The sequence below is a fragment of the Cobetia crustatorum genome (assembly GCF_000591415.1).
GTDB lineage: Bacteria > Pseudomonadota > Gammaproteobacteria > Pseudomonadales > Halomonadaceae > Cobetia > Cobetia crustatorum.
Map to the genome: position 1 here is coordinate 1 of NZ_JEMF01000004.1, position 14,370 is coordinate 14,370.

General features: G+C 56.7%; 14 protein-coding genes and 1 pseudogene. 4 read left to right on the forward strand and 11 right to left on the reverse strand.

Translation table 11 applies throughout. From position 1 onward, the window contains the following. Positions 1-106: 106 nt before the first annotated feature. The 3 genes from maiA to hmgA are packed head-to-tail and all read right to left on the reverse strand — an operon-like array spanning position 107 to position 3,190. Positions 107-757 (reverse strand): maleylacetoacetate isomerase, encoded by a 651-nt coding sequence (maiA, locus tag BF12_RS0100585; RefSeq protein ID WP_024950562.1) that lies wholly within the window; start codon positions 755-757, stop codon positions 107-109. Between the two features lie 12 nt (positions 758-769). Further along, positions 770-1,789, reverse strand: coding sequence for a fumarylacetoacetate hydrolase family protein (locus tag BF12_RS0100590; RefSeq protein ID WP_024950563.1), 1,020 nt, complete (start codon positions 1,787-1,789; stop codon positions 770-772). Between the two features lie 51 nt (positions 1,790-1,840). Then, complete coding sequence (gene hmgA, locus BF12_RS0100595) at positions 1,841-3,190, reverse strand: homogentisate 1,2-dioxygenase (RefSeq protein ID WP_024950564.1); 1,350 nt, start codon at positions 3,188-3,190, stop codon at positions 1,841-1,843. Between the two features lie 202 nt (positions 3,191-3,392). Between hmgA and BF12_RS0100600 the strand changes: the two genes are divergently transcribed. From BF12_RS0100600 to BF12_RS0100615, 4 genes are all read left to right on the forward strand, one after another. Further along, positions 3,393-3,875 carry a MarR family winged helix-turn-helix transcriptional regulator gene (locus BF12_RS0100600; RefSeq protein ID WP_024950565.1) on the forward strand — a complete coding sequence of 161 codons (483 nt, stop codon included), beginning with the start codon at positions 3,393-3,395 and terminating at the stop codon, positions 3,873-3,875. Positions 3,876-4,133: 258 nt separating this feature from the next. Further along, a complete protein-coding gene (locus BF12_RS0100605) occupies positions 4,134-5,678 on the forward strand; it encodes a DASH family cryptochrome (RefSeq protein WP_024950566.1) in 1,545 nt (514 codons plus the stop codon). Between the two features lie 96 nt (positions 5,679-5,774). Further along, the gene (locus BF12_RS0100610) at positions 5,775-7,046 is read left to right on the forward strand and encodes an ATP-binding protein (protein ID WP_024950567.1); all 1,272 of its coding nucleotides are present in this window, start codon (positions 5,775-5,777) and stop codon (positions 7,044-7,046) included. Positions 7,047-7,078: 32 nt separating this feature from the next. Beyond that, on the forward strand, positions 7,079-7,615 hold the full coding sequence (locus tag BF12_RS0100615; RefSeq protein WP_024950568.1) for a response regulator transcription factor: 537 nt from the start codon (positions 7,079-7,081) through the stop codon (positions 7,613-7,615). A 54-nt stretch (positions 7,616-7,669) separates the two neighbouring features. Here BF12_RS0100615 and BF12_RS23510 read toward each other — a convergent pair. The 8 genes and pseudogenes from BF12_RS23510 to BF12_RS0100650 all read right to left on the reverse strand — a co-directional run bounded on the left by BF12_RS23510 (position 7,670) and on the right by BF12_RS0100650 (position 14,283). After that, positions 7,670-8,520, reverse strand: a pseudogene (locus tag BF12_RS23510) (enoyl-CoA hydratase-related protein). 170 nt (positions 8,521-8,690) lie between these two features. Further along, the gene (locus tag BF12_RS0100625; RefSeq protein ID WP_024950569.1) at positions 8,691-9,464 is read right to left on the reverse strand and encodes a 3-hydroxybutyrate dehydrogenase; all 774 of its coding nucleotides are present in this window, start codon (positions 9,462-9,464) and stop codon (positions 8,691-8,693) included. Between the two features lie 262 nt (positions 9,465-9,726). Further along, on the reverse strand, positions 9,727-11,163 hold the full coding sequence (locus BF12_RS0100630; protein ID WP_024950570.1) for an ATP-binding protein: 1,437 nt from the start codon (positions 11,161-11,163) through the stop codon (positions 9,727-9,729). Beyond that, positions 11,160-11,444, reverse strand: a complete 285-nt coding sequence (locus BF12_RS23290) for a winged helix-turn-helix domain-containing protein (RefSeq protein ID WP_345917324.1) — start codon at positions 11,442-11,444, stop codon at positions 11,160-11,162. The genes BF12_RS0100630 and BF12_RS23290 overlap by 4 nt, the downstream gene beginning before the upstream one ends. Beyond that, complete coding sequence (locus tag BF12_RS23295; protein WP_345917325.1) at positions 11,399-11,821, reverse strand: response regulator; 423 nt, start codon at positions 11,819-11,821, stop codon at positions 11,399-11,401. Before BF12_RS23295 ends, BF12_RS23290 begins: the two co-directional genes overlap by 46 nt. Positions 11,822-11,943: 122 nt before the next feature. Further along, positions 11,944-12,789, reverse strand: a complete 846-nt coding sequence (locus BF12_RS0100640; protein WP_024950571.1) for a hypothetical protein — start codon at positions 12,787-12,789, stop codon at positions 11,944-11,946. Positions 12,790-13,063: 274 nt separating this feature from the next. Beyond that, positions 13,064-13,792: an LrgB family protein gene (locus tag BF12_RS0100645; protein WP_024950572.1), complete on the reverse strand. Its 729-nt coding sequence runs from the start codon at positions 13,790-13,792 to the stop codon at positions 13,064-13,066. After that, a complete protein-coding gene (locus BF12_RS0100650; protein WP_035158462.1) occupies positions 13,789-14,283 on the reverse strand; it encodes a CidA/LrgA family protein in 495 nt (164 codons plus the stop codon). Before BF12_RS0100650 ends, BF12_RS0100645 begins: the two co-directional genes overlap by 4 nt. Positions 14,284-14,370: the final 87 nt, after the last annotated feature.

A 14,370-nucleotide genomic window follows, 5' to 3' on the forward strand; every position in this document is an offset into this window, starting at 1 on the left:
GCTGACACAAGCGGCCCCACCGGTACCGGTGGGGCCGCTTGTGTTTTCAGTCTTGCGCTGATGTCGTAATCCACTCGACTCATCATCAGGTCATTCAAGGACCAAGTCATGCCGCAGGGGAGTCGGCCTGTTGATCCGGCTGCGCTGCCTGGAATGCCTCAAGCTCGTGGCAAGCAGCTTCAATCGCCAATATGCGTGGGTATGCCGCGAGATCACACTCGAAACGTCGCGCGTTATACACCTGCGGCATCAAGCAGGCATCTGCCATTCCAGGGGTGTCGCCAAAGCAGAAGCGTCCCGCGCTTGTCGTCAGCATCTTCTCGAGTCGCAAAAAGCCCTCAGCAACCCAGTGTCGGTACCAGACAAGGCGCTGCTCTTCACTGGCACCCATCTGCCCCGTCAGAAACTTGAGCACACGAGGATTATTGAGCGGGTGCATCTCGCAGGCCAGCAACAGGCACATGGAGCGCACCTGAGCGCGTGCCAAGAGATCATCCGGCAACAACGCAGGTGTCGGCCAGCGCTCTTCCAGATACTCCATGATGGCCAGTGATTGACTCAACGCGGTGCGCTGCCCGGCCTCATCCACCATCAGCGTCGGCACCAATCCCTGAGGATTGAGCGCAAGATACGCCTCACTGCGCTGTTCAGCCTCGAGCAGATTGACCGGCACCTGATCGACGGCAATGCCCTTGAGATTCAGCGCGATTCGCACGCGATAGCTGGTTGATGAACGATAGTATCCATGAAGCGTCATCTTGCTCATTCTCTACTCCCCCACTGCGGTAACCTGCTGATCAATCGCGCCAAAGATGCTCTGGCCCTGGCGATCAAACATTTCGATACGGACGCGATCTCCGAAACGCATGAAGGGCGTGCGAATCTCGTCAAAGAGGATCTTCTCGACCATGCGCACTTCCGCCAGACAGCTATAGCCTACACCACCTTCTTTGATGGGCTTGCCAGGGCCGCCGTCCTTGCCCGGATTGGAGACCGTACCAGAGCCGATGATGGCACCCGCCCCCAGCGGACGCGTCATCGCAGCATGCGCGACCAGCTGTGGGAAGTTGAAGATCATGTCCGGACCCGATTCTGGCTCGCCGAACTTCTCGCCATTGAGATGCACCGTCAGCGGCAGATGCACGCGCCCTTCCTGCCAGGCATCGCTCAGTTCATCCGGAGTTACCGCGATCGGCGAGAAGCTGGAAGATGGCTTGGCCTGGAAGAAACCGAAACCCTTGGCTAGCTCGCCTGGGATAAGCCCGCGCAAGCTGACATCATTGACCAGCATCAGCAGACGGATATGACCAGCCGCCGCCTCGACCCCGATATTCATGGGCACATCGTCAGTGATGACGGCAATCTCACCCTCGAAATCAATGCCATGCGATTCGCTGACACACGCGATATCAGCCGTGGGCGGCAGGAAGCTGTCGCTGCCGCCCTGATACATCAACGGGTCCTGCCAGAAGGTATCCGGCATCTCGGCATTGCGCGCCTGACGCACCAGTTGAACATGGTTGAGATAGGCCGAACCATCCGCCCACTGATAGCTACGCGGCAGCGGCGAATGCAAGGTCGCCATCTCCAACACAAACGCGCCCTCAAGCTCACCCGCGTTCAAGCAGGTATAGCGTGCCTCAAGCTCCGGAGCCAGTGTTTGCCAGTCTTCCAGCAAAGCCTGCAACGTCGGTGCAATATCACTGACACGTGCCGCATGGCGAAGATCTCGCGCGACCAACAGTAATTCGCCATCGCGTGAGCCGGAGTGGTATGTCGCAAATTTCATGACAGTTTCCTTGTGATAATCATCATCGCATGAGGGTATCTGAGCGTGATATCAACGTGTGTGAGGCGTGAAGTGAGATTCCAATCCTTGCCACACAGCGCCATATTCCTGTTGTCTGAACTCGGCCTTTAGGGCGTGAGGGGTAGCCTGAAACAGATAGCGGCTCTCGAACATGAAGGCGAGCGTGTTGCCCTGATATTGCGGCGCAAGATCTGCCTGACTTGCGGCAGCGAAGGTCGCGGCATCCGGACCATGCGGCGTCATGGCGTTATGCAGACTGGCACTGCCGGGGCTAAACCCTTCTCGCTTGGCGTCATATTCACCATGAATCAACCCCATCAGCTCACTCATCAGGTTGCGATGGAAGTAAGGAGGACGGAACGTGTTCTCGGCGACCATCCAACGTGGCGGAAAGATCACGAAATCGAGATTGGCAACGCCAGCCGTGTCTGATGGTGAGGTCAGCACCGTAAAGATCGACGGATCCGGATGATCGAAGCTGACGGTATTGATCGCATTGAAGGTCGCCAGGTCGTATTTGTAAGGGGCGTAATTACCGTGCCAAGCGACAACATCCAGCGGCGAGTGATCTAGCGTGGCCACCCAGAAGCCGCCTGCGAACTTGGTCACCAGCTCATGATCATCACTGCACTCCTCATACCAGGCAGAGGGCGCGAGAAAATCACGCGGATTTGCCAAGCCATTGGCACCGATAGGTCCCAGTGACGGCAGTTCCAGCGGAGCACCGTAATTCTCGGCCACATAGCCACGGCAGACATGCCGGGTATCGCTATCACTCTCATCAAACGGATTGAGCTGAAACTTGATGCCACGCGGGATCACGACAATTTCCCCGCTGGCGACATGTAAAAGTCCCATTTCGCTACGCACTTCCAGGCTGCCCTGTTGCGGCACGATCAACAGTTCACCATCGGCATTGCAGAAAAAGCGCTGCCGCATGCCGCGCGTGAAGGCGTAGAGATGTGTCCCGCAGCCCGTCTGCATCTGTACATCACCATTGACGGCCAATGTGGTCAGCCCCTCGAGAAAGTCGCTGTCATCATCCGCCATCGGCATGGGATCCCAACGCATGGGATTAGGATCCGGACTGATATTCTTGAGTGGCGCCGTCGCCACGCGTGGCATCTCCAGAGGTCGATAGGCTCCCTGCACGACCGAGGGCCGAATGCGATATAGCCAGCTACGCAAGTTATGACTGCGAGGCGCTGTAAAAGCTGAGCCACTGAGCTGTTCCGCATAGAGTCCATACGGGCAACGCTGAGGCGAGTTCTGCCCGACTGGCAAGGCACCCGGCAGCGCTTCGCTGGACACATGGTTGCGAAAGCCGCTGTGATAGCGAAGCGTATCCTTGCGCCGCTTGCTGCTGCCTTGATCGCCCATGAATGGCTGTCTCCGTCTTTTATGCTTGGCATATGGTTTCATTTGTAACTATATGCACATAAGCGACCACTGACAACTCAGGCTTCAATAGCCTTTGGTCTCACTCTTACTCACTAGTGGTAACATTCGTAACTTCAAACCCTGTGCATCTTCTGACCGTACTTTCCAGATCGTATCTTTTCGACTAACCGGAATCTGCCTAATGACGTCTTCCAACGACATACCTGACGATGCTTCTCTCAGCCTTGGTCTCGATCTGGACCAGTTCTTGCCCTATCGATTGAATCGACTGGCGGAACGTACCAGCGAAGCGCTGTTTGCGCGTTATGGCGACCGTTTCGCCATCAATGTTGCCGAATGGCGAGTGCTGGCCTGGCTAAGTCGCGGTACGTCATTAACGGCCAGAGAGATCAGTCAGCGAACACACATGGATAAGGTACGCGTATCTCGAGCCATTAAAGCGCTTGAAACGCGCGAACTTCTCCTGCGCCGTCCCAGTGAGCATGATCAGCGGGCACAGCTACTACACCTGACTGACAGTGGCGAGGCCTTGTTGAACGAGCTGATCCCAGAGGCACGCCGTTTCGAAGATGAATTGCTCGGCACGCTGACAGGCCTGCAGTATCGCGATCTATTGGACAGCATGCAGGCGCTAGAGAAGCGTCTTGACCAACTCACTCATTGATACTGGGGAGCACAGCACAGCTACTTATTCGCCATCTACGCTATTTTACTGTACAAGGGCTATCCGTTTTTTATACGAGATTTATCTCGTCGGAGTAGCCATGCCTCGTCAATCCATTCTGCGTGCAACGTCCTTCCTGCCCCGCCAACCTCACTGTTCGTGGCATCCAGCAGCCATGCATCATCAGATGACATCGTGTGCTGGCGGTGACGGTCGTCGGAGCAACTCGTTCATCACTGCAGATAGGAGTCGACAGGCATGAACCACACTGATACTTGGCTAGTCTGGCTACATCACGACCTCCGTCTGGATGACAATCCGCTGTGGCAGGCCGTTATTGATGGCGCTCCCACTTCATTGATCGTCGTGCATGTACTCCCCGAGACCACCTTTCTCGCGCCGTTCAGTGTGCCTGTTGATTCAAAAAGCCCACAGCCATTGAGTCTCGGCCGCCAACGCTTCCTGCTGGAAAGTCTTGAGCATCTACAACAGGACCTCAAAGCGCTAGGTAGCGATTTATGGGTGACTCATGGCCAAGCCGACAGACGACTGCCGGAGATTATCAGAGCTCACCACTGCTCGCGGGTGATTACCCGTCAGGCTGTTAATAGCATGGAGTGCGCGGTTCAAAACAGCGTCGAGGCTGCCCTGCCCAACGGCTGTACACTTGAGCGTGTCGAGACCGGTCAACTGTTGACAGCAGCAGAACTGCCTTTCGCACAGAGTGCGCTGCCCACCAGCTTCAGCGCCTTTCGTCGCGAGATAGAGCGTACACCTCAGCTTGCAGAGCGCATGGCGGCCCCTCTGCCTGCACCGACAAGCCTGCCGCCTTGGTCGTCAGTAGCACCGCGCGGGTTTGATGATAGCGCTCAGCCACTGTGCGAAGCACATGGCTGGCAAACAGATTCACGTAGCGACTATCACTACCTGGGTGGCGAACAGGCCGCTCATGAACACCTCCATCGCTATCTGAATCAGATACGAACAGGCCGCAACGAGACTACCCGCAATACGCTGGCCGGAGCCGACTTTTCAACACGGCTTTCCCCTTGGCTGGCACTGGGCAGCCTATCGCCGCGCCGAGTGATGGCAGACCTTATAACAACCCAGGCCAGCGTTATCACTCCGCAAACCTCTCCACACGAGACATCGCAGGCCAGTCACGACTGGGTGCGGGTGGAACTGCTGTGGCGTGAATACTTCCAATGGCATGCGCGCCTGATGAGCCCCGCCCCCTCTGACGCGACTGTCACCGAAGCCGAGCCCCCTCAGCATGCGTGGGTACTTAGCAGTGCCGATACCTTCGCACATTGGTGCCAAGGCACTACCGGGGTTCCTTGGATAGATGCCGGAATGCAGGAACTGGCCGCTACCGGCTGGTTGAGCAATCGCCTGCGACAGCATGTGGCAAGTTTCCTCGTCAGGGACCTCAAGGTGGACTGGCGACTGGGGGCGGCGTGGTTTGCCTATCACTTGCTGGACCATGATACCGCTATCAACGACGGCAACTGGCGCCATCTTGCTGGCATCGGCTGTGATTCTCGTGACGACCGCCATTTCAACATGATGAAGCAGGCGGGCCAGCACGACCCACAAGGAACACATGTCATTCGTTGGCTGCCAGCACTCGCATCATTGCCGCCTGGCATGCAGCGCCACGCACCATGGCTGTCCATGATGAAGGCGCCAGTCGAGGGATACCCCGCCCAGCCCTGCGTGCACCCTGAAGCATGGAGTGCATACCTGAGTGGCATCACACCCAGGGTTGTCCGCCCGTTGCGCCCCGGTTCTTTTGAGTGCTGAGTATCAAGCAAGAGCGATAAGTCTCTCTCTCACCGCCGAGGCTGCACTTTGTGGGCCTGATTCACTATCATGGCCGCATTCATTGCAGGAGCCGTCATGAATCAGCCGTTACCTCCGCCACTGTCTACACCGCACCGTAATCTCATACGCCTGACGATTGCCCGCGGCATTACCTGGACCGGATTTCTCATCCTGATCATCTTCGGGATCGAGATCATCGGCTTCCAGTTCAATGTGCTGCCGGTCATCTCGATCATCATCGCCATGGGACTGGTCAACGTCGCCAGCTGGTGGCGGCTGGGGCAATCCCACCCCGTCACCGATACCGAGAACCTGCTGCACCTGCTGGTGGACATTGCCGGATTGACGATGCTGTTCTTCCATACCGGCGGCTCGACCAACCCCTTCGTGCCGTACTATCTCGTCCCTGTCACCATGGCCGCGGCCACTTTGCCGTGGCGCTATGCCTGGATCATCGCGGCTGTCGGCATGTGCTGTTACAGCTTCCTGATGGTGTTTTACGAGCCAGTGCCACAATTGGCCACCTATGAGCTGGGCGGACGTATCAGCTTGCACGTCATAGGAATGTGGCTGAACTTCGGCCTATCGGCGACGCTGGTGACCTACTTCATCTACAAGATGGCGTATGCCCTACGCACGCGCGACCACGCCCTGTCGACCACGCGTGAGGCAGCATTGCGGAGTGAGCAAGTGTTGGCAGTGGCGAGTCAGGCAGCCGGCACCGCGCATGAACTGGGTACGCCGTTATCCACCATGGCGGTATTGCTCAGCGAGATGCGCGAAGACGCCAAGGGCAAGGATGACCCGCAGCTAGAGGAAGATCTCGCCCTGCTCCGCAGTCAGGTCGATACCTGCAAACAGCGCCTACAGGCAATGGTGGCCGCCGCTGATCGCCGACGTATGGAGAAGCCGCAGCCCGCCAATGCCGCGGAGTGGCTGGAAGAAATCGTTCAGCGCTGGCTGGTGGTACGTCCAGATGTTCAGCACAGCGTTGAAGCTAGCCCTGGTGGTGAGCAGGCGCAGATTCTGGTCGATACCACGCTGGAACAGGCGCTGATGAATCTCCTCAACAATGCCGCAGATGCCTGCCCTGACGATATCGAGATCACGCTGGAGCGGCGCGAGCAAGAAGTCATCATCGATATTCGCGATCACGGCGATGGCGTACCGATGGCGGTTGCCGATCAGTTAGGCGAGACCTTCATCTCCACAAAATCAAAGGGAATGGGCATTGGCCTGTTTCTGACCCATGCCACCATCAATCGTTTTGGTGGCGGAGTTAGCCTGTACAATCATGAAGATGGCGGCACATTGACTGAAGTCCGCCTCCCCCTTCATCTGACATGATGGCGGCAAAGACCGCCCAAGTGAGAGCCCTGATGAGCGATGCAACCCGACTGCTGATCATCGATGATGATGAGTTCTTTTGCCAGGTGACGGCACGCGCCATGACGCGTCGTGGCTACGAGGTTGAGGTGGCCCGCGATGAAGCACAGGCGCTAAGTGTGGCGCGCAGCCATCGCCCGGAGCTGATCACGCTGGATTTGAAGCTGGAGCAAAGCTCCGGCCTCAAGCTTTTGCCAGAGCTGATTGACCTGCTACCCGAAACGCGCATCGTGGTGCTCACCGGCTATTCGAGCATTGCGACCGCCGTAGAGGCTATCAAGCTCGGCGCCGTGAATTACCTCTGCAAGCCTGCCGATGCTGACGAGATACTCAATGCCTTCACTCGTGAGAGCGGCGATCCGGGCACCGAGATCTCTGACAATCCGCCATCGGTGAATCGCCTGACCTGGGAGCACATCCAGAAGGTACTCAACGAGCACGATGGCAATATCTCTTCGACTGCGCGGGCGCTTGGCATGCACCGTCGCACCTTGCAGCGCAAACTGCAGAAGCGGCCAGTCAAGCGCTGACCGCCGCCAAAACAGTGGATTGACAGATATAAGCTGCATCAATATGACGTGACGTTAGACCTTCATCTTGGCGAGCAAGGCCGCCACTGCAGCGTGATGCTCAGGGTCTTGATGACACTGGCCCTGAAAACTGGCACACAGGTCGAGAAAATCATCGAGTCCCATGTCAGGCGCTCGCCGCATGAGACGCTTGGTCAGCCGCGTTGCTAGACGTGGCTGCCTCGCCATCTGCCCGGCCATCTCCAGCGCGCGCGGCATCAATGCATCTTCTGCGCAGACGTCTAACACAATCCCCAGTGTGAGCGCCTCCTCAGCGGCCACGATTCGTCCACTGAAAGTCAGCTCACATGCGCGCTGATAGCCAATCAAGCGCTGTAGCAACCAGGCACCGCCATCGCCGGGAATCAGCCCGAGGTTGAGAAAGGTCTCTCCGAAACGGGCGCGATCACTCGCTAGCCGGATGTCACACATGTTGGCGAGATCGAACCCTGCCCCAATGGCAGCCCGTTGACAGCGGCGATAACCGGCACCTCAATGCCCAACACAGCACGCGGCATTCTCTGAATACCACGCCGATAACGCGCTGCTACCTCTGCGGCATCTCCCGCAAAATCGCCGCGCCGTTGTGCCATGTCCTGAACATTCCCCCCAGCCGAGAAGGCACTACCCCCACCAGTGATTACCAGTGCGCCAACGGCGTCACACTGATTCACCCAGTCTGCGACCCTCAATATATCCTCGACCAGCGCTGTTCCCGTCAAGGCATTGCGTACGTCATGACGTGACAGCGTCAGCACTGCCACCCCCTTATCGAGTTGTAACTGACTGTCCTGTAGCGGCGGTAATGAAGTCTGAGGAAGTGAGGGAGTCGTCATGACGAATTTCCTTACAAAGCCGTTGTGCATGAAAGTGGCGTCTGATGAGGTGCAATCGTTGATGAAATGCAGCGACTCATACAAAACAGTACTGCATCAAAAAGCCCTCGCCCCTCACACAAGAAGTTCTCTGCGAGGATAAGCGAAGGCTTTGAATGAATCGGCTCAATACGATGATATTGTGGATGCTGTAACGCTGATTACTGAGCGATCCAACCGAGGTCCATATTGAAGCTGGAGCCCGTGACTGAACCCGCCTTATCTGATGCCAGCCACAGCGCCATGTCAGCCACTTCAGAAGGGTCGATCATGCGCTTGATCGCGGCGCCCTTGAGCATGATCTTGTCGATGACTTCCTCTTCCGGCATATCGTTGAGCTTGGCCTGCTCAGCAATCTGCTTGTCAACGAGTGGCGTACGCACGTAGGCCGGACAAATGGCATTGGCAGTGATACCGCTCTCACCGCCTTCAAGCGCGGCTGTCTTGGTCAGCCCCATCAGGCCATGCTTGGCACTCACGTAAGCAGCTTTACCCGGTGAAGCCACATGCGCATGAATGGAAGCCATGTTGACGATACGCCCATAGCCGTTCTTTTCCATGTGCGGCCAGGCGGCCTGCATGAGGGTGAACGGTGCGGTCAGCATCAACGAAATGATCTGATTCCATTTGGCTTCCGGAAAATCCTTGATGCGCTCGACGTGCTGGATACCGGCATTATTGACCAGTATATCCAAGCGACCAAAGCGCGATACCGCTTCTGCCACGGCGGCCCGGCATTGCTCAGCATCGGTGAGGTCAGCCTTGAAAAAAGTTGCGCCTGCCTTGTCGGCAACACTGGCACCTGCATCACTGAAATCAACCGCCAGCACTTGATGACCCGCCTGACAGAATGCCTCCATGATAGCGGCACCGATACCACTGGCAGTCCCAGTCACAAGGGCAACGCGAGCGGGGGATGACTGATGTTCACTCATGCAAATCTCCTGACGATGGTGATGTCATGCTGCTGTGCAACATACAATGAAGATAGCGCTAATAAAGCCATCTTCGCCACCCGACCATCGCCTTGTTGGCAAGCGGCGTGAGGGTATATCTGCGTTTTATCCTTCACGCGACAATGAGATGCGGCTCAGAGAGAGCATTGAGGTATCCTACGCAACGCCAAAGACAGCTCAGCGTGACTCAAGACACGCCATATTGCGTTCAATATCCTTTCTGGACAACGCTCAAAATTACTCAGGGAAAACGCACCCGCGCCATCAATCCAGGCATCTGCGGAGTGCCCAACGGACTATCACTCAACGTCAAATCTGCGCCGAGACGCTCTGCCAGCTCACGCACGATCGAGAGGCCAAGCCCTGAGCCCTGAGTCTTCTGACCTGCCAGCCGTACGAAGCGCTCGAAGACACGCTCGCGTTCGCGCAACGGAATGCCTGGGCCAGTATCCAGAACCTCCATCGTCACAAGCCTCGTCATGCCTTTGTCAGCCGTGGCATCTACACGAATGACGAGCTGTACCTGCCCACCTTCAGGCGTATAGCGCAGCGCATTATCGAGTAGATTACGCAGCAGTACATAGATCCCATTCTCGTGGCTGTACAAGGTCACTTCTGGCGCGATCTTCAATAGCAGCACAATGCCTCTCTGCTGCGCCATATGGCCGAGATCACGCTCCAAGTCATGGGCGAGATGCTCGAGATCTACCTTGACCCGCGGCACTTCCGTCCCGCTTTCAAGACGCGAAAGTGTCAGCAGCTGCTCAACCATGCGTGTCATGCGATTGACGCCATCCACGATCATGCGTGCTGCACGACGGGAGGCTTCATCCGTCGCATCGGCTTCAAGGTTCTGTGCATGCACCTTGATACCCGCCAGTGGCGTTCTCAATTCATGCGCGGCATTGGCAGTAAAGCGCCGTTCTTTATCAAGCGTATCGGCCAATCGGGCTAGCAAACCATTGAGTGCATCTACCATGCCCCGAATTTCATCAGGTGCCTCGCGGACATCCAAGGGTTCGAGATAGCCGGGCTGCCGCGCCGTGATCTGGCGGCTGATACGCAGCACAGGACGGAATCCACGTGAGACCGCAATACCAATCATCAGCGCAATCACGAGAAGTCCCACGATCAGTGCGAGCACATTGTGCAATGCAATCTGGCCGGTCAGCTCATCACGAACATCTTCACGTTGCGCCGCCGTTACCCAGACTCCCGTGTCGGGGAAATATAACGTGAAGGTATGCCAGTCGAAGTGATCAGTATGCTGCATGCCATAGCCCGGTATGGGCATATACGTCAGGTTAACGCCTTGCACGCCCAACCCCAACAGCGGCTGCCCGAGTGGGTCCCACATCTGAAAGACAAGCTTGTCTTCGTAGACATGGCCCAACGGCGACTTTTCATGCCCATCGGGAAAGCTCAACGAAGGTGGCCGCAGACGAAAAATCCCCGCCGTCAGCTCCTGAAGCAATTCCTGTCGCGATTCCACGTCCAACGCGGAGAGCTGAGACTGGTAAAGCTTGCCCAACATGCGCGCGTTCTGAGCCAGTTCAGCATCAAATAACTCATCGATCTGCTCACGAGCATCGTAATAACTCCACGCACCCGCTGCTCCCAGTACTATCACGACACCGCCAATCAGACTGCGGCGCAAAAAGCTGCGAATCGACTTCACGAGAGTTCACCCAATCGATAACCCACGCCACGAATGGTCTTGACGACACCGGCACCGAACTTGCGACGCAGATGGTGCACATGCACTTCAATGACGTTGCTCTCGACATCGCCATCCCATCCATATAGCTGCTCAACAAGCTGATCGCGACTAAAGACACGATTGGGGTGCAACAACATGAACTCGAGTAAATCGAATTCACGGCGGCCCAAGGGTACTTCAGTACCGGACAACGTCACACTGCGCCCTGCCTGATCAATGCTGAGAGGTCCAATCTGCAAGCTACCGCTGACCTGACCGGCGTGACGTCGCACCAGGCGCGTAATCGTGCCACCAGCTCAGCGATATCGAAGGGCTTGACCAGATAGTCATCCGCACCACTATCAAGCCCACGGACACGATCACTGATGTCATCACGTGCAGTAAGAATAAGCACCGGCAGCGTATGCCCTTGCCGACGCAATGCATTGAGCACCTCAATGCCGTCCATATCCGGCAGACCAAGGTCCAGTACCAGCACATCAAAACTGGAATGCTTGAGTGATGCAACGACGTTACCTCCCTCCTTGAGCCACTCACTACTCATGCCTTCACGGCTCAAGGTATGGCTAACGCCCTCTCCCAGGAGGGGATCATCTTCGACCAGCAAGACTCGCATTGGGACTCCTTGAAAGACATCGGCGTATCCAGCACTGGCTGGATGAAAGACGTCCGCTACCTGAAGGAAGCGGACGTCTCGAGAGGTGACCTACCAGCATGATAGTACTCGTAGACAAGCTGTCAGGCCCCAGCCTTGGTGCGGCGGGCCTGATGGCGCGCCAGACGCCACTTATCGACTCGCGTGGTCAACAGCATCTTTTCTTCACGTAGACCCACTGCGCCGCGCTCGACGATCCGGCGTGGCCAGCCAATCAGTCGCCGCGACCTGTCAATGCTCCGCAGCCATGTACGCTTGGTAACACTGGGGGTTCGCGCCAGACGTAATCGCAAGATCACATTCCGTGCTTGGCGAGCCACACTCACAGGATGACTACCTTGATGACGCGCCAGACGCATCAACAAGGGGTCCTCTTCTCCGGTGACCATCGCAGGCCCATGTAATCTAACGCGTGTATGGCGTGGCGGCGGTAGCGCAGTGAAAAAATCACCATCTGACTGCAGGGTGAGCTCCAGCAATGATTCCGTCTCCGGCAACACCCATGGGGCGCTCAGCAATCGCAGCACCTGATCCCTGATCTCGAGCGGCCATCCACGTGTCTTGAGAACATACCATGCTCTACCATTCTCAAGCTGCCAGTCACCATCACCCGGCAGCGTCAGCAAGGTATTGGGACACAGAGCCGTTGGCATGGCTGACAGCTGTTCACAAAGCGAATTACCCGTCGTGTCAGCAGCGCTGAGGGTCAAGCACTGATGCTGTTGGGCGTCAGGCGTGGGAAGCAGCTGACACAGCAGTGCCAGGTCATCATTATCACGCTCAATCAGTGTCAGGGCAGCGCCCGCGGATGCCAGCTGCCAGCACAATTCACGACAACTGGAGGCCATGGGCGCTTCAATCAGCAAACGATGCCCGGAGAGGCTACCGTGCTGGCGCTGTTCAACACGACGTCTAAATGGACTGAACATGTCACTTTCCTTGAGTCGGGGCATCGCCAGCAATATACGCAACGACGCGTTAACGTCGCGCCCTAGCCACGCCTGATTCGCATACGTCCATCATGATTCCCCATCTGACTGACAGCGATGTGTCACAGGGATGACATTTGTTGTCACATACCCTGTCGGTACATCACCACTGACTGCCGCGGGCAGATCACCCAAATCATTGAACGTACGTCAGCATGACCCGCCTCGCTTAACGAAAAATTAAGCCAACTCAACTCACTCCAGATAAATCTTTTTACAGCCCAAAAAGGCTGACCAACGGCGGCAGGATAAAGGCTGTCAACAGCCCCGTCAGCCCCATGGACATACCCGCAAAGGCACCCGCCAGTGTACTGACTGAAGAGAAACAGAATGCCGTGCCTATCCCATGCGCCGAAAGCCCCATCGTGAATCCCTTGACCGTATCGTCTCGAGCACCCGCCAGTTTCATCATCGTTGGCCCCATCACGCAGCCCAGGGTTCCGGTGAGCAACACAAGACCCGCCGTCAGTGACGGAATACCGCCCAGCTTCTCGGCAATCCCCATCGCAATGGGAGAGGTCACTGACTTGGGTGCCAGACTGAGAGCGACCTGAGTGTGAGCACCCAGTGCTAGCGCCAGCCCCAGCGTCGTCGTCACTGCCGTGACAATCCCGGTGCAACAGGCGATCAATAGCGGCCACAGCATCTGCTTGACGCGATCCAGATGATCGAAAAGCGGCACTGCCAAAGCGACGGTCGCCGGGCCTAGCAGGAAATGAATGAACTGGGCCCCCTCAAAATAGGTCGCATAATCCGTATCGGTGACCAGCAGGAATGTCACGATCAACGCGATAGAGACCAGAACGGGATGTGCCAGTGATGAGCCGCGGGCCAGGCGGTTGATCGCGACAGCGACCAGAAACGCCACCAGTGTCAGCAATAGATGAAGTAATGGAGAAGCACTCAAGTACACCCAAAGTGCATCCAGAGGAGCCAATGTCATGAAGACACCTCGTTACGCTGAGGTATTTGAGGGGCAGCAGGCGGCCGGCGATCTATCAATCGCTGCAGCAACCATGCCGTTACCAGCTGTGTCACGGCTATCGACACTACCAGCGTGATCACGATTGGCATCAAGTCTCGGGCGATCAAACCAAAGTGCACCATGACACCCACTCCCGCTGGGACAAACAGCAATGAGAGATGTGCGAGCAGACCATTACTGGCAAGCCTCAAACTGCCGGGAACACGTTCACGCAATAAGGCGCGAGCCAATTGACGCTGTCCCATGTCGCCATCACGGCGCACCGCCTCCCCTTCTCTGTCAGCCGCAGGAACAATGCGTTTACGCAATCGACCACGCAGCATCAGGCCCATCAGTAAAAGCAGCATACCCAGCACTGGCCCCGGTACAGGTAATACAAGCGCCCTGCCAATGACCTCGCCCAGAAACTGGCACAATAAAAGCACGCAGAACCCCTTGATCAACTCCATCGCTGGCCAGACTCCTTCATCAAGATCTCATCCAAAAGTAGAACAACATGGCAAAATTGTGCCACAGACCGCGCTGTACTTCAGGAT